24 protein-coding genes and 1 tRNA gene are annotated in these 22,895 nt (G+C 67.1%); 12 read left to right on the top strand and 13 right to left on the bottom strand.

Annotated features, from left to right (window positions below):
- Positions 1-77: 77 nt before the first annotated feature.
- Complete coding sequence (locus P1K30_RS18600; protein WP_275634270.1) at positions 78-1,097, top strand: NADP-dependent oxidoreductase; 1,020 nt, start codon at positions 78-80, stop codon at positions 1,095-1,097.
- Between the two features lie 123 nt (positions 1,098-1,220).
- The gene (locus tag P1K30_RS18595) at positions 1,221-2,855 is read left to right on the top strand and encodes a long-chain-fatty-acid--CoA ligase (protein WP_275634269.1); all 1,635 of its coding nucleotides are present in this window, start codon (positions 1,221-1,223) and stop codon (positions 2,853-2,855) included.
- Between the two features lie 18 nt (positions 2,856-2,873).
- On the opposite strand, the gene P1K30_RS18590 is transcribed toward P1K30_RS18595, so the two are convergent.
- Positions 2,874-3,866, bottom strand: a complete 993-nt coding sequence (locus tag P1K30_RS18590) for an NADPH:quinone oxidoreductase family protein (RefSeq protein ID WP_275634268.1) — start codon at positions 3,864-3,866, stop codon at positions 2,874-2,876.
- 100 nt (positions 3,867-3,966) lie between these two features.
- Between P1K30_RS18590 and P1K30_RS18585 the strand changes: the two genes are divergently transcribed.
- Both P1K30_RS18585 and P1K30_RS18580 read left to right on the top strand, forming a co-directional pair.
- Entirely contained in the window at positions 3,967-4,452 is a 486-nt protein-coding gene (locus P1K30_RS18585) for a MaoC family dehydratase (RefSeq protein WP_275634267.1), read from the top strand.
- Complete coding sequence (locus tag P1K30_RS18580) at positions 4,449-5,447, top strand: NAD(P)H-dependent flavin oxidoreductase (RefSeq protein ID WP_275634266.1); 999 nt, start codon at positions 4,449-4,451, stop codon at positions 5,445-5,447. The genes P1K30_RS18585 and P1K30_RS18580 overlap by 4 nt, the downstream gene beginning before the upstream one ends.
- 219 nt (positions 5,448-5,666) lie before the next feature.
- Here P1K30_RS18580 and P1K30_RS18575 read toward each other — a convergent pair whose 3' ends face one another.
- Positions 5,667-5,906: an Lrp/AsnC family transcriptional regulator gene (locus P1K30_RS18575; RefSeq protein WP_275634265.1), complete on the bottom strand. Its 240-nt coding sequence runs from the start codon at positions 5,904-5,906 to the stop codon at positions 5,667-5,669.
- Positions 5,907-6,022: 116 nt separating this feature from the next.
- Here P1K30_RS18575 and hisB point away from each other — a divergent pair, with 116 nt between their 5' ends.
- Positions 6,023-6,610, top strand: coding sequence for an imidazoleglycerol-phosphate dehydratase HisB (gene hisB / locus P1K30_RS18570; RefSeq protein WP_275634264.1), 588 nt, complete (start codon positions 6,023-6,025; stop codon positions 6,608-6,610).
- 28 nt (positions 6,611-6,638) lie between these two features.
- Here the strand turns inward: hisB and P1K30_RS18565 are convergent, their stop codons facing one another.
- Positions 6,639-7,253: a DUF2306 domain-containing protein gene (locus P1K30_RS18565; RefSeq protein ID WP_275634263.1), complete on the bottom strand. Its 615-nt coding sequence runs from the start codon at positions 7,251-7,253 to the stop codon at positions 6,639-6,641.
- 94 nt (positions 7,254-7,347) lie between these two features.
- Here P1K30_RS18565 and P1K30_RS18560 point away from each other — a divergent pair, with 94 nt between their 5' ends.
- Both P1K30_RS18560 and hisH read left to right on the top strand, forming a co-directional pair.
- Positions 7,348-7,980: a TetR/AcrR family transcriptional regulator gene (locus P1K30_RS18560; RefSeq protein ID WP_275634262.1), complete on the top strand. Its 633-nt coding sequence runs from the start codon at positions 7,348-7,350 to the stop codon at positions 7,978-7,980.
- Positions 7,981-8,016: 36 nt separating this feature from the next.
- The gene (hisH, locus tag P1K30_RS18555; protein WP_275634261.1) at positions 8,017-8,655 is read left to right on the top strand and encodes an imidazole glycerol phosphate synthase subunit HisH; all 639 of its coding nucleotides are present in this window, start codon (positions 8,017-8,019) and stop codon (positions 8,653-8,655) included.
- 104 nt (positions 8,656-8,759) lie between these two features.
- Here hisH and P1K30_RS18550 read toward each other — a convergent pair whose 3' ends face one another.
- Together P1K30_RS18550 and hisF are read right to left on the bottom strand one after the other, a co-directional pair.
- Positions 8,760-9,077 carry a phosphoribosyl-ATP diphosphatase gene (locus P1K30_RS18550; protein ID WP_275634260.1) on the bottom strand — a complete coding sequence of 106 codons (318 nt, stop codon included), beginning with the start codon at positions 9,075-9,077 and terminating at the stop codon, positions 8,760-8,762.
- Entirely contained in the window at positions 9,074-9,832 is a 759-nt protein-coding gene (gene hisF / locus P1K30_RS18545) for an imidazole glycerol phosphate synthase subunit HisF (RefSeq protein ID WP_275634259.1), read from the bottom strand. Before hisF ends, P1K30_RS18550 begins: the two co-directional genes overlap by 4 nt.
- 67 nt (positions 9,833-9,899) lie before the next feature.
- On the opposite strand from hisF, the gene P1K30_RS18540 reads away from it, so the two are divergent.
- On the top strand, positions 9,900-10,349 hold the full coding sequence (locus P1K30_RS18540; protein ID WP_275634258.1) for a DUF302 domain-containing protein: 450 nt from the start codon (positions 9,900-9,902) through the stop codon (positions 10,347-10,349).
- On the opposite strand, the gene P1K30_RS18535 is transcribed toward P1K30_RS18540, so the two are convergent.
- Genes P1K30_RS18535 through hisA form a run of 3 tightly spaced genes read right to left on the bottom strand, consistent with a single transcriptional unit; the run spans position 10,331 to position 11,730 of the window.
- Positions 10,331-10,633: a hypothetical protein gene (locus tag P1K30_RS18535; protein ID WP_275634257.1), complete on the bottom strand. Its 303-nt coding sequence runs from the start codon at positions 10,631-10,633 to the stop codon at positions 10,331-10,333. The two genes, P1K30_RS18540 and P1K30_RS18535, sit on opposite strands and share 19 nt — an antisense overlap.
- A gap of 10 nt (positions 10,634-10,643) precedes the next feature.
- The gene (locus P1K30_RS18530) at positions 10,644-10,988 is read right to left on the bottom strand and encodes a hypothetical protein (protein WP_275634256.1); all 345 of its coding nucleotides are present in this window, start codon (positions 10,986-10,988) and stop codon (positions 10,644-10,646) included.
- 19 nt (positions 10,989-11,007) lie between these two features.
- A complete protein-coding gene (hisA, locus tag P1K30_RS18525) occupies positions 11,008-11,730 on the bottom strand; it encodes a 1-(5-phosphoribosyl)-5-[(5-phosphoribosylamino)methylideneamino]imidazole-4-carboxamide isomerase (RefSeq protein ID WP_275634255.1) in 723 nt (240 codons plus the stop codon).
- Between the two features lie 198 nt (positions 11,731-11,928).
- Here hisA and P1K30_RS18520 point away from each other — a divergent pair, with 198 nt between their 5' ends.
- Entirely contained in the window at positions 11,929-12,327 is a 399-nt protein-coding gene (locus P1K30_RS18520) for a DUF2147 domain-containing protein (protein WP_275634254.1), read from the top strand.
- A 27-nt stretch (positions 12,328-12,354) separates the two neighbouring features.
- On the opposite strand, the gene P1K30_RS18515 is transcribed toward P1K30_RS18520, so the two are convergent.
- Positions 12,355-12,828 (bottom strand): CoA-binding protein, encoded by a 474-nt coding sequence (locus P1K30_RS18515; protein WP_275634253.1) that lies wholly within the window; start codon positions 12,826-12,828, stop codon positions 12,355-12,357.
- A gap of 452 nt (positions 12,829-13,280) precedes the next feature.
- Positions 13,281-14,057, bottom strand: a complete 777-nt coding sequence (gene rlmB / locus P1K30_RS18510) for a 23S rRNA (guanosine(2251)-2'-O)-methyltransferase RlmB (RefSeq protein WP_275634252.1) — start codon at positions 14,055-14,057, stop codon at positions 13,281-13,283.
- Between the two features lie 91 nt (positions 14,058-14,148).
- Here rlmB and P1K30_RS18505 point away from each other — a divergent pair.
- The 3 genes from P1K30_RS18505 to fdhF all read left to right on the top strand — a co-directional run bounded on the left by P1K30_RS18505 (position 14,149) and on the right by fdhF (position 18,996).
- Positions 14,149-14,232: transfer RNA gene (locus P1K30_RS18505), tRNA-Tyr, on the top strand.
- A gap of 298 nt (positions 14,233-14,530) precedes the next feature.
- Entirely contained in the window at positions 14,531-16,219 is a 1,689-nt protein-coding gene (locus P1K30_RS18500; protein WP_275634251.1) for an NAD(P)H-dependent oxidoreductase subunit E, read from the top strand.
- A gap of 2 nt (positions 16,220-16,221) precedes the next feature.
- Entirely contained in the window at positions 16,222-18,996 is a 2,775-nt protein-coding gene (gene fdhF / locus P1K30_RS18495; RefSeq protein WP_275634250.1) for a formate dehydrogenase subunit alpha, read from the top strand.
- 139 nt (positions 18,997-19,135) lie between these two features.
- Here fdhF and P1K30_RS18490 read toward each other — a convergent pair whose 3' ends face one another.
- From P1K30_RS18490 to P1K30_RS18480, 3 genes are all read right to left on the bottom strand, one after another.
- Positions 19,136-20,098, bottom strand: a complete 963-nt coding sequence (locus P1K30_RS18490; protein ID WP_275634249.1) for an aldo/keto reductase — start codon at positions 20,096-20,098, stop codon at positions 19,136-19,138.
- Positions 20,099-20,178: 80 nt separating this feature from the next.
- Positions 20,179-21,000, bottom strand: coding sequence for an SDR family NAD(P)-dependent oxidoreductase (locus P1K30_RS18485; protein ID WP_275634248.1), 822 nt, complete (start codon positions 20,998-21,000; stop codon positions 20,179-20,181).
- Positions 21,001-21,110: 110 nt separating this feature from the next.
- Positions 21,111-22,790, bottom strand: coding sequence for a formate--tetrahydrofolate ligase (locus tag P1K30_RS18480; protein ID WP_275634247.1), 1,680 nt, complete (start codon positions 22,788-22,790; stop codon positions 21,111-21,113).
- Positions 22,791-22,895: the final 105 nt, after the last annotated feature.

Here is a 22,895-nt window from a genome sequence, read left to right as displayed (position 1 = left end):
CATCCGGCGTCGTGCGTAAAGCCCTTGGCAAGGCAACCCGCCGGGCTAGGCTGATGCCAGCACAGGAGGACAGCACCATGACCACCGCCACTCGTATCGTACTTGCCAGCCGTCCGAAGGGCGACGCGACCCTTGACGATTTCCGCACCGAGACCGCGCAGATCCCCGCGCCCGAAGACGGCGAACTTGGGCTGCGCACCATCTGGCTGTCGCTGGACCCCTACATGCGCGGCCGCATGAACGACGGGCCGTCCTATGCCGCCGCGACCGAGATCGGCGAGGTGATGACGGGCGAGGTCGTGGCCGAGGTCACCGAAAGCCGCGATCCCCGGTTCGTGGCGGGCGACATCGTGCTGGCCCGGATCGGCTGGACGACCCACGGTATCGTGCGGGGGGCCGAGGCGCGCAAGCTGGACCCGGATCTTGCCCCGGTCTCGACCGCGCTGGGCGTGCTGGGGATGCCGGGCCAGACGGCGTGGGTCGGTCTGAACGAGATCCTGAAGATGCAGCGCGGCGAGACGCTGGTCGTCGGCGCCGCAACGGGCGCGGTCGGGGGCGTCGCGGGGCAACTGGCCAAGCGGGCCGGGTTGAAGACCGTCGGCATCGCGGGCGGGTCCGAGAAATGCGCCTATGCGGTCGAGAACCTTGGCTATGACGTCTGCCTTGACCACCGCGACCCGGACCTTGCGCAAGAACTGGAAGCCCTGACGCCGCAGGGGGTGGACTGCTATTTCGAGAACGTTGGCGGCAAGGTGCTGGAGGCCGTGCTGCCCCGGATGAACCAAGACGGCCGCATCGCGATCTGCGGCATGGTGGCGTGGTATTCACCCGAAGGGTTGCAGGACCCGCCGACCCTGCCGCCGGTCTGGCGCACCATCCTGACCAAGCGCCTGCGCGTGCAGGGGTTCCTTGTGTTCGACCACGCCGACAAGCTGCAGCCGTTCCTTGACGAGGTCGGCCCGCTGGTGGGCGGCGGGGACCTGCACTATCGCGAGTCCGTGGCCGAGGGGCTGGAGGCTGCGCCGCAGGCGTTTCTCGATATGCTGAAGGGGGGCAACTTCGGCAAGCAGCTGGTCCGGGTCGGTGCGGACGCCTGAGACGTGTTTCGACGGTTTCCCGCCAAATGTGGATCACGCGAGAGACCGTCGGGGATTTCTTATTGAAACATAAGGGGACGCTGGGGAAGTATTGAACCGGGCACGTAAGGGAGGAACCAGACGATGCTTGGCCAGATGATGCACCGTCCGCTGCACATTGCGGACATCCTGACCTTCGCCGCAGAGATCCACGGCCAAGAAGGCATCGTGTCCGCCACGGTCGAGGGCGGGCGTCACCGGCAAACGTGGAAAGAAACCGGCGTCCGCGCCCGCAAGCTGGGCGCCGCGCTTCAGCGGCTGGGCATCGGCGCGGGGGACCGCGTGGCGACGCTGGCGTGGAACGGCTATCGCCATATCGAGCTGTACTACGGCATTCCCGGCATCGGCGGCGTCTGTCACACCATCAACCCCCGCCTGTCCGCCGAACAGATCATCTACATCGTCAACCACGCCGAAGACCGCATCCTGTTCTTCGATCTCACCTTTCTGCCGCATGTCGAGAAGCTGGCCGCGCATTTCCCGGCCGACATGAAATACGTGCTGATGACCGATGCCGCCCACATGCCGAAGGACAGCGCGCTGGACCTGCTGTGCTACGAGGATCTGCTGGCCGCCGAAGACGGCACGCTTGTCTGGCCCGAGTTCTCCGAGGATACCGCCGCAGGGCTGTGCTATACCTCTGGCACGACCGGGAACCCGAAGGGCGCGTTGTATTCCCACCGCAGTCAGGTCCTGCACGCCTTCACCGTCGCCCTGTCGATGCAGGACGCCATGCGGGTCGGTCGGCGTATCCTGCCGGTGGTGCCGCTGTTCCATGCGAACTCTTGGGGGCTGGCGCATGCCGCTCCGCTGACGGGGGCGACGCTGGTGATGCCCGGGCCGCATCTGGACGGGCCGTCGCTGTTCACGCTGATGGAGGAAGAGACCGTGTTCTCGGCATGGGGGGTGCCCACCGTGTGGCTGGGTCTGAAGGCCGAGATCGAGAAGCAGGGCCGCCTGCCGGAAGGGTTCGCCGAGGTGGTGATCGGCGGGTCCGCCGCCGCGCCCTCGTTGATCGAGGCGTTCGAAAGCCGGGGCGTCGACGTCGTCCACGCATGGGGCATGACCGAGATGTCGCCGATCGGCACGCTGACTAAGCTGGACCCGGCCACGCAGGCCGGACCGATCGAGGACCGGCTGCCGCTAAAGGCCACGCAGGGCCACCGCGCCTTCGGGGTCGAGATGAAGATCGTGGACGAAGACGGCCACCCGCAACCGCATGACGGCACCGCCGTCGGCGAACTGTTCGTGCGCGGCAACGGGGTGGTCGCGGGCTATTACGACAACGCCGAAGCGACCGCCAAGGCGCTGGACGCCGACGGCTGGTTCGGCACCGGCGACGTGGCGGCGATCACGCCGGACGGGTATCTGAAGATCACCGACAGGACCAAGGACCTGATCAAGTCGGGCGGCGAATGGATCAGCTCTATCGACGTCGAGAACATGGCGATGGCGCATCCCGACATCGCAAACTGCGCGGTGATCGCGGTGCCGCACCCGAAGTGGGACGAACGCCCGGTGCTGATCGCCGTCCCCGCCGAAGGCAAGACGCCCGACTGCGCCGACATCCTGCGGCACCTTGGGGCGCATTTCGCCAAGTGGCAGTTGCCCGACGACGTGGTGTTCGTGGATACGCTGCCGCTGACGGCGACGGGCAAGGTGTCGAAGCTGACGCTTCGGCAGGAATACGCGGACCATACATTGCCCGAGGTCCACTAGGCCCCGGGGGCGTTGCCCCTAGATCGTCAGCACGATCTTTCCGGTGGCCTTGCGGTCCGCGATCCGGTTCAGCGCGACCGCCGCCTGCGCCAGCGGGTAGGTTTCCGACACGCGGGGCCGGATCTGCCCGGCGCGATACAGGCGAAACATCTCGGCGACCTGATGCGCGAAACGGGCGGGGTCTTTCTTGGTGAACGCGCCCCAGAACACGCCCGCGATGTCGCAGCCTTTCAGCAGGGGCAGGTTCAGCGGGATCTCGGGGATGCCCGCCGGAAACCCCACCACAAGATACCGCCCGCCCCACGCCATCGCCCGCAGCGCCGGTTCGGCATAGGGGCCGCCGACGGGATCGTAGACGACGTCGATGCCGTCGGGACACAGCGCCTTGATTTTGGACCCGAACTGCTTTTGCCCCGCCCGGTCCATCTCTGCCGGGTAGACCAGAACGTCCTGCGCGCCCAAGCCGCGCACGAAGGCGGCCTTGTCCTCGGACGACACAGCGCCGATCACCCGCGCGCCCATCGCCAGCCCCAGTTCCACCGCCGAGGCCCCGATGCCGCCCGCTGCGCCCAGCACCAGAAGCGTCTGGCCCGACGACAGGTGCCCGCGGTCGGTCAGGCCGTAATAGCTTGTCCCGTAGGTGAAAATGAACGCTGCCGCTTCGTCGAACGGCATCGCGTCGGGGAAGGGGATCGCATCGTCCGCCGGGATCACGACGTGGCTTGCGAAGCCGCCGTACAGCGTCAGCGCCAGCACCCGCGTCCCGACCGTCATCGCGACACCCGGCCCGACCGCATCGACCACGCCCGCGATTTCCCCGCCCGGGGCGAAAGGGCGGTCGGGGCGGTACTGGTAAAGGTCGCGGATCATCAGCGTGTCGGGAAAGTTCACGCCCGCAGCCTTCACCGCGACGCGGACTTCGCCCGGTCCGGGCTTTGGCATCGGGATGTCGGACAGCTCCAGCGTTTCGGGGCCGCCCGGGGCCCGGCTGAGCATCGCTTTGGCAGTCATCGGCGTCTCCTTCGACGCGAAGCTGTGCCGCACCGTCACACCTTGTCAACCCGGCCCCCCGGCGCCCAAGGTTGCCCTGCAGGAACGGGAGGGCCGTGCGTTGGAGGAACATCGGACAGGGACGCTGACGCTGGACGAATGGCGTGCGCTGGTCGGACAACGGGCGGGCACGTCGGCGTGGCACGAGGTGTCGCAGCAGACGATCGACGCCTTCGGCACGCTGACCGGCGACGACCAGTGGATCCACACCGACCCGGTCCGTGCCGCCGAGGGGCCATTCGGCGGCCCCATCGCGCACGGCTTCCTCACGCTGTCGCTGCTGGCCCCCATGTCGCTTGAGGCCCTGCCGGGGCTTACGGGGGCGGGTATGGGCGTGAACTATGGGTTCGACCGCCTGCGCTTTCTGTCGCCGGTGCCCGCGGGCGCCCGCATCCGCGCGCATTTCGATGTCACCTCGGTCGAGGAAACCCGCCCGGGGGAAGTGACCTTCGCGCTGGCCGTAACGGTCGAGATCGAGGGGCAGGACCGCCCCGCGCTGGCCGCCGACTGGATCAACCGACGCTACATGGACAAGAGGACGCAATGACCGTGACCGACCGCAAGCTGCCCGAGGTGTTTCGCAATCTTCGCCTGCCCGCCGTGGCCGCGCCGATGTTCATCGTGTCGGGGCCGGATCTGGTCATCGCCCAGTGCAAGGCCGGGATCGTCGGCAGCTTTCCGGCGCTGAACGCCCGCGAGGCCGAAGGCGAGCCGCCGATGCTGGAGGCATGGCTGAAGCGGATCACCGAGGAACTGGACGCGTGGAATCAGGCAAACCCCGACACGCCCGCTGCGCCCTTCGCGGTGAACCAGATCGTCCACCGCACGAACGCCCGCCTGCAACGCGATATCGAGATCTGCCACAAGTGGAAGGTGCCGATCTGGATCACCTCGCTTGGGGCAAGGCCCGAGGTGAACGCGGCGGCGCATGACTGCGGCGGGCTGGCGTTGCACGACGTCATCAACAACACCTTCGCCCGCAAGGCGATCGAGAAGGGCGCCGACGGGCTGATCGCCGTCGCGGCCGGGGCCGGGGGACACGCCGGTCCGCAGTCGCCCTTCGCGCTGGTGCGCGAAATCCGGGACTGGTTCGACGGGCCGCTGCTGCTGTCGGGGGCCATCGCCACCGGCGAGGCGCTGCTGGCCGCGCGGGCGATGGGGGCGGACCTTGGCTATATCGGCTCGCCTTTCATCGCGACGGACGAGGCGAACGCGATCCCGGACTACAAGCAGGCCATCGTCGACGGCGGGGCAGAGGACATCGTGACCTCGGCGCTGTTCACCGGCATCTCGGGAAACTACCTGCGCGGGTCGATCCAGCGCGCGGGGCTGGACCCCGACGCGCTGTCCGGGGCGGACGCGCAAATGATGGATTTCGCCAAGGCCGACACTGGCGGTGGCGCGAAGGCGTGGAAGGACATCTGGGGGTCCGGGCAGGGCATCGGCGCGGTCCGCGCGGTGCAGCCTGCGGCCAGCCTGATTGCCCGGATCCGGGAAGAATACACAGCTGCGGGCAAGCGGCTGGCGGCAGAGTTTTCCTGACGCCGGGTCGCGGGACAGGTGTCCACACGCGGGGGATAACTTGGTGGAGCGAATCCGCATTCACATAAATGTCACGAATTAAGGCGCTGAATAAAAATGGAAAATCGGCATTTCGCCCGATTTTCGCCCGTGTGGAAAACGCTGCGTCAACTTGCGTCACACCACGGGAATTGCGGGAAAAGTGCTGGGCCGCCATCGGCGGCGGCCCGTCCCACGCGATCAGAATGCCTTGAAGGTCAGGGTCGTCAGCGACCGCTCGATGCCGGGAATGTGCAACAGTCGATCATTGATGAACTTGCCCACGTCGTCGCCCTCGGGGACGTACAGCTTGATCAGCAGGTCGTACTCGCCCGAGGTGGAATAAAGTTCAGAGTGAATCTCTTCCAGCGCGATCTTTTCGGCGACCGCATAGGTGGTGCCGGGCTTGCAGCGGATCTGGATGAAAACGCAGGTGGTCATCGGGGTCTCCCTTGGTCGAGCGGCAGAATGGCCGCGGTCGGCGCGGGAATCAATGGCCCCTGCTTCCAAAGCCGACCTGCCGGTCCTATAACGCCGCCGACGTCATGGAGGTCGCTATGAGAACTGCAGAAATCGTCCGCAAGACGGCCGAGACCGACATCTCGGTGTCGATCGATCTCGACGGGACCGGGTCCTACGAGATGGACACCGGCATCGGGTTCTTCGACCACATGCTGGACCAGCTGTCGCGGCATTCGCTGATCGACATGAAGGTCCGCTGTCAGGGTGATCTGCACATCGACGACCACCACTCGGTCGAGGATACCGGCATCGCGATCGGGCAGGCGCTGGCCAAGGCGCTGGGCGACAAGAAGGGCATCCGCCGGTACGGGTCGTGCCTGCTGCCGATGGACGACGCTTTGGTGCGCGCGGCGCTGGATCTGAGCGGCCGGCCCTATCTTGTGTGGAACGTGGACATCGCGGCACAGAAGATCGGCACCTTCGACACCGAACTGGTGCGCGAGTTCTTTCAGGCGCTGTCGACCCACGGTGGGATCACCCTGCACGTCGATGCGCTGCACGGGATCAACGCGCACCACATCGTCGAGGCCGCGTTCAAGGCGGTGGCGCGGGCATTGCGCGAGGCGGTCGAGACCGACCCGCGCAAATCCGACGCGATCCCGTCCACCAAGGGCGCGCTGTAAGCCGCCCGATACCGCCCGGGGCCGCGCGTCAGGCGGCCAGCGGCGCGCGCGCCCGGTCCCGCCGCAGCCACCATTCCGCGATCAGCAGGTTCGCCACCCAGCACAGCCAGGCGACGATCTGGTAGCCGGTGTCGAACCCGAACGCCGCCATCAGCAGCGGCAGCTCCAGCCGCAGCGTGACCCCCGCGAAGGTCAGCGCCACGGACCGGATCATCCAGCGGCGGTGCTCTGCGATGCGCCTCTGCATCGCCAGCCAGATGCCGCGCCCGGTGATTCCCATCCACAGCACCGCGAGGATGCCGAAGGCCCACGCCGCGACCGGACCGGCCGAGGTGAAGGGCGCGATTGCCAGACCGCCCAGCCCCGAGATCAGGATCGCCACGCCATAAACCCGGCCCAGCCAGCGGTGCAGGGCCGGGCGGCGCGCCCGCAGCCCGCGGGCCAGCTGGAACGGGGCCAGCACCAGCGCGACGGGGGCGAACAGGACATGCGCAAGGAACGCCGCCCGCCGGTCGATGAAATGGTGCAGCATGAAGTCCATCGAGGCTTCGACCCCGAACACGAGCCAGCGATAGGACACCAGCGCGACGGCGAAGGACAACAGCCAGAACAGGGCGGTCCGGGTGCGGAGAAAGGCGGGCATGTGCGACCTCGTTGGGGGTGATTGCAGGCAACTTGACAGTGTAAAGATCACCTTGACTTGACGCTGTCAAGTTCGGCGTTAGGCTGGCCGTCCGATGACCGATGCGTCCCCCAAGAAACCGCACCACCACGGCAACCTGCGCGAGGCGCTGGTGCTGGCCGGATTGCAATTGCTGGAAGAGGGCGGACCAGAGGCGCTGACCCTGCGCCGCTGCGCTGCCCTTGCGGGGGTCAGCCATGCCGCGCCCGCGCATCACTTCGACGGTTTGCCGGGGCTGCGCGGCGCAATCGCCGACGAGGGATTTCGCCGCTTTCGCAACTACATGGTCGACGCCGAGGTCACCGGGGACCAGACCGACCGGGGTCGTCTGAAGTCGATCACGCGCGGCTATCTGAACTTTGCCCGCGACAACCGCGCGCTGTTTCACCTGATCTTCGGCTATGACCTGTCCGGTGCCGGTAAGGCAGGCGCCGACGCCGGTCATTTCGCCTATGAGCCGCTGCGCCGCTGCTGCGCGCCCTTCGTGCCGGACGGGACCGCGCCCCAGGTGGTCGAAGCGCAGGTCTGGTCGCTGGCGCACGGCTACGCGAGCCTCTACCTGGCTGGGCGATTCTGGTCCGGTGCGCCCGATGGGCTGTTCGACGCGGTGATGACGCTGCTGGACGGGGTGGGTGCGACGGGCGCGCTTGGCACGGCGGGGCTTGGAAACGGCGGCGAAACCGCCTAGTCACCCGGTGGTTCCGCAACCGCAGGAGAACGCCCGATGCTGACCGCGATCATCGACTACGAATCCGGCAATCTGCATTCCGCCGAGAAGGCGTTCCAGCGCATGGCCGCCGAGACCGGCGCGGGCGAGGTGATCGTCACCGACAAGCCCGAGGACGTGGCGCGGGCCGACCGGCTGGTGCTGCCCGGCGACGGAGCCTTTCCGGCCTGCCAGCGCGCGCTGTACGCGGTGGACGGTGTGGCCGAAGCGATGACCGAGGCGGTGATGCAGCGCGGCGTGCCCTTCATGGGGATCTGCGTCGGGATGCAGATGCTGGCGACGGCGGGCCACGAATACGAAGAGGTCGCGGGGCTGGGCTGGATCGGCGGCGACGTCGTGCACATCGACCCGTCCGACCCGGCGCTGAAGGTGCCGCACATGGGGTGGAACGATCTGGTCGTCGACAACGCGCACCCGGTGCTGGACGGGGTCGCCACGGGCGAGCACGCGTATTTCGTGCACTCTTACCACTTCCGCGTCGCCAACCCGGCACATCTGCTGGCGCATTGCGACTATGGCGGGGCGGTCACCGCCATCGTCGGGCGCGACAACATCGTCGGCACCCAGTTCCACCCGGAAAAAAGCCAGGCCGCGGGTCTGCGGCTGATCGGGAATTTCCTGAACTGGAAACCCTGACGGTCTGACAATCGCGTCGGGCGCGGGGCGGGGGCTCTGCCCCCGTCGCCTGCGGCGACTCCCCCGAGGTATTTAGGAAGAGAAGAAGGGGCAGGCGTGGCGGCTCAGCCCTTGCGCGCGGCTTTCTCGTCGAGGCCCGACGTGCCTTCGCGGCGGTCGAGTTCGGCCAGCACGTCGGCAAGGTCAACGTCGCGCGCCGCCAGCATGACCAACAAGTGGTAGAGAACGTCGGCGGCCTCGTAGGTCAAGTTTGCGCGGTCGTTCTTCGCGGCGGCGATGATCGCTTCGACCGCTTCCTCGCCGAACTTCTCGGCGCATTTCTCGGGGCCTTTTGCCAGCAGCTTCGCGGTCCACGAACTGTCGGGGTCGGCGCCCTTGCGGGATGCGATGGTGGCGGCGAGGCGGTCGAGCGTGTGGGTCATGGGCGCACCGGGATGCCGGCGGCGGCCATGTGGGCCTTGGCCTCGCCGATGGTGTAGGTTCCGAAGTGGAAGATCGAGGCGGCAAGCACCGCGCTGGCATGGCCCTCGGTCACGCCCTCGACAAGGTGGTCCAGCGTGCCGACGCCGCCCGAGGCGATCACCGGCACGTCCACCGCGTCGGCAATGGCGCGGGTCAGGGGCAGGTTGAAGCCCTGCTTGGTGCCGTCGCGGTCCATCGAGGTCAGCAGGATCTCTCCGGCGCCTTTCTCGGCGATCATCACGGCGAATTCCACCGCGTCGATCCCGGTGGGCTTGCGGCCGCCATGGGTGAAGATCTCCCACCGCCCCGTTTCGACCGTCTTGGCGTCGATGGCGCAGACGATGCATTGCGACCCGAAGCGGTCGGCGGCGCGGGCGATGACGTCGGGGTCGGCCACGGCGGCCGAGTTGAACGACACCTTGTCGGCCCCCGCCAACAGCAGGTTACGGACGTCTTCCGAGGTGCGTACGCCACCACCGATGGTTAGCGGCATGAAGCACTGTTCCGCCGTGCGCGTCGCAAGGTCGTACATCGTGCCGCGGTTCTCGTGCGTGGCGTGGATGTCGAGGAAGCACAGTTCGTCGGCACCGGCGGCGTCATAGGCGCGCGCGGCCTCGACCGGATCGCCGGCGTCGATCAGATCGACGAAGTTGACGCCTTTCACCACGCGGCCGTCGGCCACGTCGAGGCAGGGAATGATGCGGGTCTTAAGCATGGCAGACTGGTCTTTCCGTGTCGGGCTCGTACTATTCCGGAATGGGGGGAAGGGAAAGGAGTTTGCGATGAGGGGTTTTCTTGCGGCCCTTGCGCTGGTGACGGGTGCTGCCCCGGCATGGGCCGAGGCCGATTTCGTGAAGGTTCGGGCCGACGCCTCGGTGGCCGAGGTGATGAACCGCCTGGTGGTGGCGGTCGAAGGCGCGGGCGCGCTTGTCTTCGCGCGGGTCGATCACGCCGGTGCTGCGCAAACCGTGGGGCAGGATCTGCCGGACATGGAGTTGCTGATCTTCGGCAACCCGACGCTGGGGACGCCCGCCATCCGGGATGCGCCGATGGCCGGGCTGATGCTGCCGCTGCGGGTTCTGGCCTATGAGGATGCCGATGGCGCGGTCTGGCTGTCGTATCAGGATGTCGGCGACATGCTGGAGGATGCGGGCGGTGACGCCGATGCGGACTATGTCGCGCCGATCGCCGGGGCGCTGGAACGGCTGACGGCTCAGGCGGCGGGCGGCTGACGGTGGCGGCGGATGCGGGCGGCGACGAAGGTCGCCATCGCCCACGTCAGCCCGAACCCGAACGAGAACGGCCCGATCAGCATCACGCCCCATGCGGACCAGAAGCCTGCGGTATAGGCCAGCTCTCCGGCCTCGCGTCCCGCGACGGTACAGGGGTGGACGCCGCTTTCGTCGATCCGGCAGCCGCCGAAATAGCTGAGGCCAAGCGCCAGTGCGACCCACGCCAGCCAGACGACCCAAGGGCCAAGCGTGAGGATCGCGAAGATGCGGTGGACCCATTTCATGCCGGTCGCCTCAGGCCGCGCGCTGCCGCCGGTAAAGCCATTCCAGCAGGTAGGCGAGGATCGCCAGCGGCGGCCCGGCCATGATGTAGGCGAAGGCCGAGGCGCGGATTACCGGCTGGGCCGAGGTGAAGGCCGCGGCCAGCCCGGTGCCGCCGACGCAGTTCGAATAGGCGCCGGTGATCGACCCGTCGCACAACAGCATCGGGATCACCACGATCGCGACCATCACGGTAAAGGCGATGCCGCCCCAGAACATGATGAAGCGCGACGCGGGGTTGCGCAGGTCGGCGGCAAGGAACGGCGCCACGACAGCCGGCATCCCGAAGAAGAAGGATAATAGCAGGTCGTTCAGCACGTCGGGGCCTCCGGTCGGGTCAGGCCGAAACTACGCGCAGCGCCTCCGACAGGTCAATCGCACCGTCGTACAGCGCCCGCCCCGAGATCGCCCCGTCCAGCGCGGCACCGCAATCGCGCAGCGCCACGAGGTCATCGATCGACGACACGCCGCCCGAGGCGATGACCGGGATCTGCACCGCGTTGGCCAGCGCCGCCGTCGCGGTGACGTTCGGGCCCTGCATCGCGCCGTCGCGGTCGATGTCGGTGTAGATGATCGCGGCGACGCCCGCGTCCTCGAACTGGCGGGCGAGGTCGGTGACCATCACGTCGGTCTCTTCCGCCCAGCCCTTGGTGGCGACGCGGCCGTTGCGGGCGTCGATGCCCACCGCGACATGCCCCGGGAACGCGGCTGCCGCCTCGCGGACAAGGTCGGGGTTCTCGACCGCGACGGTGCCAAGGATCACGCGGCTGACGCCCTTGGTCAGCCAGCCCTCAATGGTGGCCATGTCGCGGATGCCGCCGCCCAGCTGAACCGGCACGTCCACGGCGGCAAGGATCGCTTCGACCGCCGCGCCGTTGACCGGGCGACCGGCGAAGGCACCGTTCAGATCGACAAGGTGCAGCCACTTGCAGCCCGCCTCGACGAAGCTTTTCGCCTGCGCCGCGGGGTCGTCGCCGAACACGGTGGCCGCGTCCATCTCGCCGCGCAGAAGCCGCACGCACTGGCCGTCCTTCAGGTCAATGGCGGGGTAGAGGATCATGGGCTTCGCTCCGGCTGGGACTGTACGGCGCGGTCTTTGCCACCCTGTCCCCCGATTGCCAAGCAAACATTAATGCCGCGCCGCCGTTCCAGTGCCGGGCAAAGACGGCGTTGATGCTTGCCCGACGCTACGTCATGGGCCACAGTATGTCGCATAGAGCCAAGGAATAGGGCTCGGGGCATAGTGGAGCAGCACAAGATGACAAGAATTGTACTATTCATCGCCGGCCTGATGATCTCTGTCGCTGGCGCGGCCTCGGCGGGGGAAACGCTGTTGGGCGTATGGCAGACCGAACGCGATGCGAAGAACCAGACCGGATATGTGCGGATCTATCCCTGTGGCAACCGGCTGTGCGGGACGTTGATCGCGTCGGTCGACAAGCACGGCAAGCCCAGCGGGTCGCCGAACGTCGGGCGCCGGATCATCTGGAACGTCCGTAGCGTCGAAGGCTGGGGCAAGGGCAACATGTACGTGCCGGTGATGCGGAACGAGTATCCCACCGTGCTGATCGCCACCGGCAACCGGCTTGAGGTCAAGGTCTGCAACACCGTCGGCGATTGCGACACGCAGACGTGGAAGCGCACGCTGACGAACTGACCCGCCGCGCCTGAACCTGGGGCGGGGTCACAGCTTTGACGAGATGACCCCGGTGTTGAACCCGGCCTTGCGCAGTTCTCCGAACAGCCGCTGATGTTCGATCTTCGGACAGCGGTTCTGGATCACGGTCAGCCCCTGCGCTTCGGCGCGGGCGGCGGCCTCGGCGTGTTCGACGCCGATCTGCATCCAGACCGTGCGCAGGTGGGGCAGGTGTGCCAGCGCCTCGTCCAGAATCTGCGGCACGGCATCGGACTTGCGGAAGATGTCGACCATGTCGACTTTGGCGTCCGCCGGGATCGCCGCAAGGTCGGGCACCACGGTTTCGCCGAACAGCCGTGTCCCGGCGACCTTCGGGTTCACGGGGATCACGCGGTAGCCTTTCAGCGACAGATATCGGCCCACGAAATGGCTGGGCCGCACGGGGTCCGGCGACACGCCCACGCAGGCGATGGTCTTGGTTCCGTGCAACACGTTGCGCAGGAAAGCGTCGGAGTAGGTCATCGGTTCTTTACCATCATGGTCGCCTTGGGTATGCCACGAGACGTCCGGGCAAGGCACATAAAAAAGCGCCCGGGCCACAATGGGCCGGGCGCAAGTCACGGAACGAGGGACAGTGAAGTGAAGCGTGGATGTTCCGTTCCCACGCTCACTCTGATATTTAGAATTGCACCGGCGGCTTTAAAGGTCACGTAATATCGGCGTGACTGAAGGGTGATCTGGTCTGTCGACTTTACCCGACTCTGAACAAGCGGACCTGCCGAATGAAGGCTTTTCAGGTGCTTGCAAGGCGCCAACCGTACCACGAATCGGTTCGGCTCTTCGTGTTACGGTTGAATTAAAATCCGTTCGCATACGCGGAAATCCGCCTAAAAAATCGGCAAACCCATGTTAATGCCGGGAATTGACCATTGGATTCGCAGCTTTAAGGCGACCCGGTCCTTGACGCGACGGGTCTAGCGCCGGGTGGCTGCGTACAATGCCACCGCCGCCGCGTTCGACACGTTTAGTGACCCGAACGGCCCGGCGAAATCGACGCGAACAAGTGTATCGCAGGTGTCGCGCGTCTTCTCGCGCAGGCCCGGACCCTCTGCGCCCAGCACCAGCCCCACGGGATCGGTTACAGCGCCGGCAAGCCCGTCCTCCAGCGTGGTGTCCGCCTCGCCATCCAGACCCAGCAGGCGGTAGCCCATCTCGCGCAGCTCTTCCATCGCGCGCGACAGGTTCTGCACCCGCAGGTACGGCTGCCGTTCCAGCGCGCCCGAGGCCGTCTTGGCCAGCGCGCCGGTTTCGGGGGCGGAATGGCGCGCCGGGGCGATCACCGCGCGGGCGCCGAACACCTCGGCCGACCGCAGGATGGCGCCCACGTTGTGCGGGTCGGTGACGCGGTCCAGCAGCACCACGGACGGCGACTCTCCCGGGGGGGCATGGCACAGGTCGCCCATCGGGCCCCAGTCCAGCGGCCGCACTTCCAGCGCCGCGCCTTGGTGGACCGAGCCGGGGTCCAGCGGGGCAGGAAACTTGCGCGGGTCCGCGATCTGCGGTTCGGGCCCGTTGGCAACGGCATCGCCCAGCCGGTCGGCGGCGTTCTTGGTCAGGACCAGTTGCAGTTTCTCGCGCCGGGGGTTCATCAGCGCGTCGCGGACCGCGTGCAGACCGAACAGCCACACGGTTTCCGCCGCCGCGGCCCGCTTGCCGCGTTCCTTCTCGACCACCCACTTGGGCTTTTTCATCGTCTCGCGCCTTCCGGTTACGGCATCCTCAGTTTGCGGGGATTTAACGGTTGACGTCCAAAAGTGCTACGGATAATCAACGCGACGCGTCGGGCGACGTGCTGCAAGGTGCGGCAGCGGACTGTAACTCCGCCGGGGAGACCCATGCCTGGTTCGATTCCAGGGTCGCCCACCATTCCCCCCTCATAATTATGTGAGACGCGCTTTTGCGCTTGGGTCTGGTGTGCCCGCCCGGTGGGCCCTGGTTCAGGTGGTGCGGGTGTCGCGGATGACGGAAAAAGTGCCGTCCATGTCGCGCCTTGGCCGGTGCGGGGAAGCTAATCAGTGACAACCGAAGCTCTCGGCGGAAGGCCGCGCCGCTTGATTGAGTTGATTTCCCTTGGGGAATAAATGTTTCCCTATGGGCGAGTATATGGGTTTGACGGGACGGGTGCGCGGTGCCATTTTCCGTTCATGTCATTGGGAGGATCGGCATGGCGCCCCTGGACGAGCGTAAAGGTGTCTGGAAATCGGGCCGGGGCAAGGGCCGTCGGACGCCGAAAGGACGTCAGCTGGACGATGCCGCGCTGGCCGAGGTCCGCGACCTGCTGGGCGACCGCCCGCGCCGACGCGATCTGCTGATCGAATTCCTGCACCTGATCCAAGACGCCCACGGCCATCTGTCCGCCGTGCACATCCGTGCCTTGGCCGAAGAGATGCGTCTGGCGCAGGCCGAAATCTATGAGGTCGCGACCTTCTACGCCCATTTCGACGTGGTCGCCGAAGGGGAAATCCCGCCGCCCGCGCTGACGATCCGGGTCTGCGATTCCCTGTCGTGCGAGATTGCCGGGGCAAGCGCCCTGCGTGCCGCTTTGGAGCAGGGGCTCGACCCGTCCGAGGTGCGCGTGCTGCGCGCGCCCTGCATGGGCCGCTGCGACAGCGCGCCGGTGCTGGAACTCGGGCACAACCACATCGGTCACGCGACGCCTGACAAGGTGCAGGCGGCCATCGCGGCGGGCGACACCCATGCGCATCTGCCATACTACGAAGGTCTGTCGGCCTATCGTCACCGGGGCGGCTATGTCGAACTGGAGCGGCTGCGGAAGGGGGCCGACTGGGACGCGGTACAGGATCTGCTGGAAGCGGCGGGGCTGCGCGGCATGGGCGGCGCCGGGTTCCCGTCGGGGCGCAAGTGGGGCTTTGTGCGCGCCGCGCCGGGCGCGCGCTATCTGGCGGTGAACGGGGACGAGGGCGAACCGGGCACCTTCAAGGACCGCGTGCACCTGGAACGCGAGCCGCACGTCACGCTGGAAGGCATGCTGATCGCCGCCGCCGCCGTCGAGGCGGAACGCTGCTTCATCTACATGCGCGACGAATACCCGGCGGTGCTGGAAATCCTGCGGCGCGAGATCGCCGCGCTCGAGGCCTCGGGGCTGGTTGCGCCGGGCTATATCGAACTGCGGCGCGGGGCGGGGGCCTACATCTGCGGCGAGGAATCCGCGATGATCGAGTCGATCGAGGGCAACCGTGGCCTGCCGCGCCACCGCCCGCCCTATGTCGCGCAGAACGGCATCTTCGGTCGCCCCACGCTGGTCCATAACGTCGAGACGCTGCACTGGGTCGCGATGATCTGCCGCGAGGGGCCCGACATCCTGAACGGGGTCGAACGAAACGGGCGCACCGGCTATCGCAACTATTCGGTCTCGGGCCGCGTCGCGGCGCCGGGCGTGTATTTGCTGCCGGCCGGGTCGACGATCCTCGACATCATCGACGCGGCAGGCGGCATGCTGAAGGGCCACACGTTCAAGGCCTACCAGCCGGGCGGTCCGTCGTCCGGGCTGCTGCCCGCGTCGATGGACGACGTGCCGCTGGATTTCGACACCCTGCAACCGCACGGCACCTTCATCGGCTCTGCCGCCGTTGTCGTGCTGTCGGACCATGACAGCGCCAAGGACGCGGCGCTGAACATGCTGCGGTTCTTCGAGGACGAAAGCTGCGGCCAGTGCACCCCGTGCCGCGTCGGCTGCGAGAAGGCGGTCAAGCTGATGCAGGCCGACCGCTGGGACGGCGACCTGCTGGAAGACCTGTGCCAGGTGATGACGGATGCGTCCATCTGCGGGTTGGGGCAGGCGGCACCGAACCCGATCCGGCTGGTGATGAAACATTTCCCGGAGGAGGTCTGACCATGCCCGACGGAAGCCAGACAAAGACCGTGACCTTCACCCTCGACGGCGACAAGGTCACCGTCCCGCAGGGCACCACGATCTGGGACGCCGCGCATGGCCGTGGCCTGACTATCCCGCATCTGTGCCACAAACCCGCGCCCGGCTATCGCCCCGACGGCAACTGCCGCGCCTGCATGGTCGAGGTGGAAGGCGAACGCACACTTGCGGCGTCCTGCATCCGCGAGGCGGCGGACGGCATGGTGGTGAACACCGCCAGCGACCGCGCCGTGAAGTCCCGCAGCATGGTGATGGAACTGCTGGTCGCCGACCAGCCCGAGGCGCCGCATGATGCGTCCAGCCATTTCTGGGACATGGCCGCGCTGAACGGCACCACCGAAAGCCGCTTCCCCCGGATCGAGGACCAGCGCGTGCCGCTGCTGGACGACAGCCATGTCGCGATGCGCGTCAACCTTGACGCCTGCATCCACTGCAACCTGTGCGTCCGCGCCTGCCGCGAGGTTCAGGTCAACGACGTGATCGGCATGGCGGGTCGCGGCCACGACGCCGAGATCGTGTTCGATCAGGACGACCCGATGGGCGCCTCGACCTGCGTGGCCTGCGGCGAATGCGTGCAGGCTTGTCCGACCGGCGCGCTGATGCCCGCCACGGTGCTGGACGACGCGCAGCAGGGCGACAGCGCCGACTACGACCGCGAGGTGAAATCGGTCTGCCCCTATTGCGGCGTCGGCTGCCAGCTGTCGTTCAAGATCAAGGACGACAAGGTGAAATACGTCGACGGCGTCGACGGCCCCGCGAACGAGGGGCGGCTGTGCGTCAAGGGCCGCTTCGGTTTCGACTATATCCACCACCCGCACCGCCTGACGAAACCGTTGATCCGCCGCGACGACGCGCCCGCCAAGGGGCTGAACGTCGATCCGGAAAACTGGCAGGCCCATTTCCGCGAGGCGACGTGGGACGAGGCGCTGGACCGCGCCGCGGGTGGCCTTGCACGGCTGCGCGACGACGCGGGGACGCGCGTGGCTGGCTTCGGCTCTGCCAAGTGCTCGAACGAGGAAGCCTACCTGTTCCAGAAACTGATCCGGCAGGGCTTTGGCCACAACAACGTCGACCACTGCACCCGCCTGTGCCACGCGTCTTCGGTGTCGGCGCTGATGGAGAACGTGGGCTCGGCGGCGGTGACCGCGACCTTCAACGAGATCGAGAACGCCGATGTCGCCATCGTCATCGGCGCCAACCCGATCGAGAACCATCCCGTCGCGGCGACCTTCTTCAAGCAGTTCACCAAGCGCGGCGGCAAGCTGATCGTGATGGATCCGCGCGGTGTCGGCCTGCGCCGCTTCGCCTCGCACATGCTGCAGTTCAAGCCCGGCGCCGACGTGGCGATGCTGAACGCGATCATGCACGTCATCGTCGAGGAAAACCTGTACGACGACCAGTACATCGCCGGCTTCACCGAGAATTTCGACGCGATGAAGGACCACCTGAAGGCCTTCCCGCCCGAAAAGATGGCCGAGGTCTGCGGGATCCCCGCCGACACGCTGCGCGACGTGGCCCGCACCTTCGCCACCGCGCGGGCGGGGATGATCTTCTGGGGCATGGGAGTCAGCCAGCACATCCACGGCACCGACAACTCGCGCTGCCTGATCAGCCTTGCGCTGATGTGCGGTCACGTCGGTCGTCCCGGCACGGGGCTGCACCCGCTGCGGGGCCAGAACAACGTGCAGGGCGCGTCGGATGCGGGTCTGATCCCGATGTTCCTGCCCGACTATGCGCCGGTGGGCGACGACGGCGTCCGCTCGCTGTTCCGCGACCTGTGGGGGACCGAGTTCAGCCCCGACAAGGGCCTGACCGTGGTCGAGATCATGGACGCGATCCACGCCGGCGACATTCGCGGCATGTACATCCTTGGCGAGAACCCGGCGATGTCGGACCCCGACGTCGAGCACGCCCGCGACGCGCTGGCAAAGCTCGAACATCTCGTGGTGCAGGACATCTTCCTGACCGAAACGGCGAACTACGCCGACGTCATCCTGCCCGCCACCGCGTGGCCCGAGAAGACGGGCACGGTGACCAACACCAACCGGCAGGTCCAGATGGGCCGCCCCGCGGTGCCGCCCCCGGGCGACGCGCGCGAGGATTGGTGGATCGAGGTCGAGCTGGCGAAACGGCTTGGCCTGCCGTGGACCTATACCCACCCGTCCGAAGTCTTCGCCGAGATGAAACACTCGATGAAATCCTTCGACAACATCACGTGGGACCGGCTGGAAGCCGAGGCGGTGACCTATCCCTCGCTGTCGCCCGAAGATCCCGGCCAGCCCATCGTGTTCGGCGACGGCTTCCCCCGCGCCGGCGGGCGCGCCCGGTTCACACCTGCCAACGTGGTGCCGCCGGACGAACTGCCCGACCCCGAATACCCGATGGTGCTGATCACTGGCCGCCAGCTGGAACACTGGCACACCGGCTCGATGACCCGCCGCGCCACGGTGCTGGACGCGGTCGAGCCCGAAGCGAACTGCTCGATGCACCCGTCGACGCTGCGCCGCCTCGGGATCGAGGCCGGCGGCATGGTGCGCCTGACCACCCGGCGCGGCACGCTTGTCGTCATGGTGCGCGAGGACCGTGCGGTCGCCCCCGACAACGTCTTCCTGCCCTTCGCCTATGTGGAAGCGGCGGCGAACATCCTGACGAACCCGTCGCTGGATCCCTACGGCAAGATTCCCGAGTTCAAGTTCTCGGCCGTCCGCGCGGAAAAGGCTGTCGAAGCGGCAGAGTAGGGGCCACGCCCCCTGCTTCTTCTCTTCCGAAATACCTCGGGGGAGTCACCGAAGGTGACGGGGGCAGAGCCCCCGATCGCCCTTTCAATGCGCGCCTTCGGTGCGACGGGGCAGAGCCCCCGCCCTGATCCTCTCGGACTCAGCCGGGTTTGTAGTCGCGGTTCGCTTCCGGGTCTTCCATCGAATACGGCAGTTCTTCCAGCGCGTCCCAGATCTGGTCGGGAATGTCGACCGCCGCCCATTGCAGCGTCTGCGCCACGCGTTCGGGCTTCGACACGCCGATCACGGTCGAGGCCACGCGCGGGTCGCGCATCGAGAACTGAAGCGCTACCGGCCCGGTCGCGATGCCCTGTGCCGCGCAGACCTCTTCGATGTGGCGGACGGGGGCCAGCGCCGCGTCGTCGGCCTTTTGATAGGTGATCATCGGCATCTCGGCCGACCCCTTGGCCAGCACGCCCGAGGCATAGGGCGCCGCGTTCAGCACCGCCATGCCCTGCGCATGGGCATAGGTGAACATCTCGTCCGCCGCCCGGTTCAGCAGGGTGTAGCGGTTGTGCGAGATCAGCGTGTCGAACGGATAGGCTTTCACCAGCGGGAACATCATGTCGATGCGGCCCATCGCAAGGCCGACCGCTTGGCACAGGCCCTCTTCCTTCATCTTGAACAGCTCGTCCATCGCGCCGCCGTCGCGGGTGATCTCTTCCAGATCGCGGGCGTGCTCGGGGTCGTGCAGGTGCAGGACGGGGATGCTGTCCAGCCCCAGCACCTCAAGGCTTTCCTCAAGCGAGGCGCGGGCGCGGGCGGCGTCGAAGCGGCCCGTGTCCAGATCGCGGTCCAGCTTGGTGGACAGCACGAACCCCTCTGGCAGGCCGCCCATCTCGCGGATCACCGCGCCGATGCGGCGTTCGCTTTCGCCAAGGCCATATGCGCGCGACGTGTCGAGGAAGTTCGCCGGACCGTCGAAGATCGCCTTCAGCGTGGCGCGCGCGCGGTCCTCGTCCACCGCGTAGCCATAGGTGTCGGGCATGTTGCCAAGCGCCGAGGTGCCAAAGCAAATATCGGTCACCGAAAGGCCGGTGTCGCGGATCTGTACGGTTTTCATGAAAGTCTCCTTGCAGACGGAAAGCGTCCGGGCGCGACACCTGCCGGCCCGGACGTGGAATGTCGTGTGTGGCCGAAGCCTCAGTCGGCGGCGTTGAACGCCTCGGCCCAGTCGGGATGCCAGCGCGACAGGGCGGGGCGGTTCTCGATCATGTCCCCGGCGGCCCATCGCATCCGCTTGGCGTCCATCTCGGCGGTGACCTCGCCATCCTCGCAGATGATATAAAAGTCGTCCGCCTCCAGCGCGCCGATCATCCGGTCGACCACCTGCTCGGGCAGCCATGCCTCGGGCTTGTGGGTGCGGGTGCCGGTGGTGGTGAAGCCGGGCACCAAGAGATGCGCCGAGATCTTGCAGCCCTCGGTGTTGCGCAGGATGTGCTGCAGCCCCTCGGTGTAGCTTTTCAGCGCCGACTTGGTGACGTTGTAGACAAGGTTCCCCGGCGGGTTGGTGATGCCCTGCTTGGAACCGGTGTTGACGATGGCGCCCTCGGCGCCGCGGTCCTGCATCCGGGGCAGGAAGGCGCGTTCGGCATAGACTGCGGCCCAGAAGTTCACGTCCATCGTGCGGCGCCATTCGTGCAGGCTTTCGTCGCTGCCGCCCGCCACCCGCATCGCGGCGTTGTTCATCAGCAGATCCACCTGCCCGAAGCGGTCGAACACCGCGTCGGCCAGATCGGTCATCGCGTGCACGTCCGACACGTCGATCACGCGGTTCATCACGTTGTCCTCGCCCGCGATGCCGGACACGCGTTCGACCGCGTCGGCCAGCATGTCGCCGTCGGCATCGACCATGACCACCTTCATGCCACGCCCGGCAAACGCCACGGCTGCGGCGCGGCCGATGCCCGACGCGGCGCCGGTGATGACGGCGACGGCGCCCTCGTTCAGAAAGGATTTCGTCATGTCTGACCCCCTTTGGTTCTCATGCCGGGTTTCGGCCCGACTGGTTTTTCGGAAATTTCCGGCCACTGCAACCCGCGCCCCCGCTTACTCGGCGGCAGCGCGGGGGCCGGTCAGAACAGGCCTTCGACCTCTCCGGCGTCGTTCAGCCGGATGCTTTCGGCGGAGGGCACGCTGGGCAGGCCCGGCATCGTCATGATGTCGCCGCAGATCGCCACGACGAACCCGGCGCCCGCCGACAGCCGCACCTCGCGCACCGGCACGACATGCCCTTCGGGCGCGCCCCGGTGGTTCGGGTCGGTCGTGAAGGAATACTGCGTCTTCGCCATGCACACCGGCAGGTGGCCGTAGCCCTGCGCCTCCCATTCCTTCAACTGATTCAGCACCTTGGCATCGGCGGTGACGTCGCCCGCGTGATAGATCTTTTTCGCCACCGTCTCGATCTTCTCGAACAGAGGCATTTCGTCGGGGTAAAGCGGCGTGAAGTCGGCGCTGCCGGCCTCGGCCAGCGCGACGACCTCGGACGCCAGATCCGTGATGCCGGACGACCCGTCCGCCCAGTGGCGGCAGACCACGGCCTTGGCGCCCAATTGCGACACATGGTCGGTGACGGCGGCGATCTCGGCCTCGGTGTCGCCGGTGAAGTGGTTGATCGCCACCACGGCGGGCACGCCGAACCGGCCCACGTTGTTCAGGTGGCGTTCAAGGTTCGCGCAGCCCGCGCGCACCGCGTCCACGTTCTCGGCGCCAAGGTCGGCCTTCGCGACGCCGCCGTTCATCTTCAGCGCCCGGACCGTCGCCACCACGACCGCGGCGGCGGGCTTCAACCCGGCCTTGCGGCACTTGATGTCGAAGAACTTCTCGGCCCCAAGGTCGGCGCCGAAGCCCGCCTCGGTCACCACGAAATCCGCCAGCTTCAGCGCGGTGGTCGTCGCCATGACAGAGTTGCAGCCGTGCGCGATGTTGGCGAAGGGCCCGCCGTGCACGAAGGCGGGCGTGTTTTCCAGCGTCTGCACAAGGTTCGGCTGCATCGCGTCCTTCAGCAGCACGGTCATCGCGCCTTCAGCTTTCAGGTCGCGGGCATAGACCGGCGTGCGGTCGCGCCGCCACGCCACGATGATGTCGCCCAACCGGCGTTCAAGGTCGGACAGGTCGGTCGCAAGGCACAGGATCGCCATGACCTCGGACGCGACCGTAATGTCGAAGCCGGATTCGCGCGGGAAGCCGTTGGCGACGCCGCCCAAAGAGGTGACGATGCCACGCAGGGCGCGGTCGTTCATGTCCATCACCCGCCGCAGCGCCACGCGCCGCACGTCGATGTCCAGCGCGTTGCCCCAGTAGACGTGGTTGTCCAGCATCGCGGCCAGCAGGTTGTGCGCCGAGGTGATCGCGTGGAAGTCGCCGGTGAAGTGAAGGTTCATGTCCTCCATCGGGACGACCTGCGCATGGCCGCCGCCAGCCGCGCCGCCCTTCATGCCGAAGCAGGGGCCAAGACTTGCCTCGCGGATGCAGATCGCGACGTTCTTTCCCAGCGCCGCAAGACCGTCGCCAAGTCCGACGGTGGTGGTCGTCTTGCCCTCGCCCGCGGGGGTCGGGTTGATCGCGGTCACAAGGACAAGGTGGCCGTCGGGGCGGTCCTTCAGCCCGGCGATGAACTCTTGCCCGACCTTGGCCTTGTCGTGGCCGTAGGGCAGCAAGTGCTCTGGCGGGATGCCAAGGCGGGCGCCGATCTCTTGGATGGGTTTCTTACGGGCGGCTCGGGCGATCTCGATGTCGGACGCGAACTCGGGCATGAAAACTCCGCTGATTGCGCCGGCCTCCTCCTGCCGGCCCGGCATCATAGCGCGAGCGTGGTCGACCGGTCGACCCGGGGCGTGGGATTCATGCGCAAAGAAAAA

The sequence above is a fragment of the Psychromarinibacter halotolerans genome (genome assembly GCF_029168315.1).
GTDB classification, from domain to species: domain Bacteria; phylum Pseudomonadota; class Alphaproteobacteria; order Rhodobacterales; family Rhodobacteraceae; genus Psychromarinibacter; species Psychromarinibacter halotolerans.
The sequence above is the reverse complement of the archived record's forward strand: the minus strand, read 5'-3'. Positions and strand labels throughout refer to the sequence as shown.

What these genes read in the sequence shown, in the direction of transcription:
- P1K30_RS18490 (WP_275634249.1), bottom strand. Translation starts at nt 20,098, where the DNA reads ATGAAAACCGTACAGATCCGCGACACCGGCCTTTCGGTGACCGATATT.
- hisA (WP_275634255.1), bottom strand. Translation starts at nt 11,730, where the DNA reads ATGATCCTCTACCCCGCCATTGACCTGAAGGACGGCCAGTGCGTGCGG.
- P1K30_RS18535 (WP_275634257.1), bottom strand. Translation starts at nt 10,633, where the DNA reads ATGAAATGGGTCCACCGCATCTTCGCGATCCTCACGCTTGGCCCTTGG.
- fdhF (WP_275634250.1), top strand. Translation starts at nt 16,222, where the DNA reads ATGCCCGACGGAAGCCAGACAAAGACCGTGACCTTCACCCTCGACGGC.
- P1K30_RS18580 (WP_275634266.1), top strand. Translation starts at nt 4,449, where the DNA reads ATGACCGTGACCGACCGCAAGCTGCCCGAGGTGTTTCGCAATCTTCGC.
- rlmB (WP_275634252.1), bottom strand. Translation starts at nt 14,057, where the DNA reads ATGAAAAAGCCCAAGTGGGTGGTCGAGAAGGAACGCGGCAAGCGGGCC.
- hisF (WP_275634259.1), bottom strand. Translation starts at nt 9,832, where the DNA reads ATGCTTAAGACCCGCATCATTCCCTGCCTCGACGTGGCCGACGGCCGC.
- hisH (WP_275634261.1), top strand. Translation starts at nt 8,017, where the DNA reads ATGCTGACCGCGATCATCGACTACGAATCCGGCAATCTGCATTCCGCC.
- P1K30_RS18485 (WP_275634248.1), bottom strand. Translation starts at nt 21,000, where the DNA reads ATGACGAAATCCTTTCTGAACGAGGGCGCCGTCGCCGTCATCACCGGC.
- P1K30_RS18565 (WP_275634263.1), bottom strand. Translation starts at nt 7,253, where the DNA reads ATGCCCGCCTTTCTCCGCACCCGGACCGCCCTGTTCTGGCTGTTGTCC.
- hisB (WP_275634264.1), top strand. Translation starts at nt 6,023, where the DNA reads ATGAGAACTGCAGAAATCGTCCGCAAGACGGCCGAGACCGACATCTCG.
- P1K30_RS18550 (WP_275634260.1), bottom strand. Translation starts at nt 9,077, where the DNA reads ATGACCCACACGCTCGACCGCCTCGCCGCCACCATCGCATCCCGCAAG.
- P1K30_RS18515 (WP_275634253.1), bottom strand. Translation starts at nt 12,828, where the DNA reads ATGACCTACTCCGACGCTTTCCTGCGCAACGTGTTGCACGGAACCAAG.
- P1K30_RS18600 (WP_275634270.1), top strand. Translation starts at nt 78, where the DNA reads ATGACCACCGCCACTCGTATCGTACTTGCCAGCCGTCCGAAGGGCGAC.
- P1K30_RS18575 (WP_275634265.1), bottom strand. Translation starts at nt 5,906, where the DNA reads ATGACCACCTGCGTTTTCATCCAGATCCGCTGCAAGCCCGGCACCACC.
- P1K30_RS18520 (WP_275634254.1), top strand. Translation starts at nt 11,929, where the DNA reads ATGACAAGAATTGTACTATTCATCGCCGGCCTGATGATCTCTGTCGCT.
- P1K30_RS18590 (WP_275634268.1), bottom strand. Translation starts at nt 3,866, where the DNA reads ATGACTGCCAAAGCGATGCTCAGCCGGGCCCCGGGCGGCCCCGAAACG.
- P1K30_RS18540 (WP_275634258.1), top strand. Translation starts at nt 9,900, where the DNA reads ATGAGGGGTTTTCTTGCGGCCCTTGCGCTGGTGACGGGTGCTGCCCCG.
- P1K30_RS18595 (WP_275634269.1), top strand. Translation starts at nt 1,221, where the DNA reads ATGCTTGGCCAGATGATGCACCGTCCGCTGCACATTGCGGACATCCTG.
- P1K30_RS18500 (WP_275634251.1), top strand. Translation starts at nt 14,531, where the DNA reads ATGGCGCCCCTGGACGAGCGTAAAGGTGTCTGGAAATCGGGCCGGGGC.
- P1K30_RS18560 (WP_275634262.1), top strand. Translation starts at nt 7,348, where the DNA reads ATGACCGATGCGTCCCCCAAGAAACCGCACCACCACGGCAACCTGCGC.
- P1K30_RS18480 (WP_275634247.1), bottom strand. Translation starts at nt 22,790, where the DNA reads ATGCCCGAGTTCGCGTCCGACATCGAGATCGCCCGAGCCGCCCGTAAG.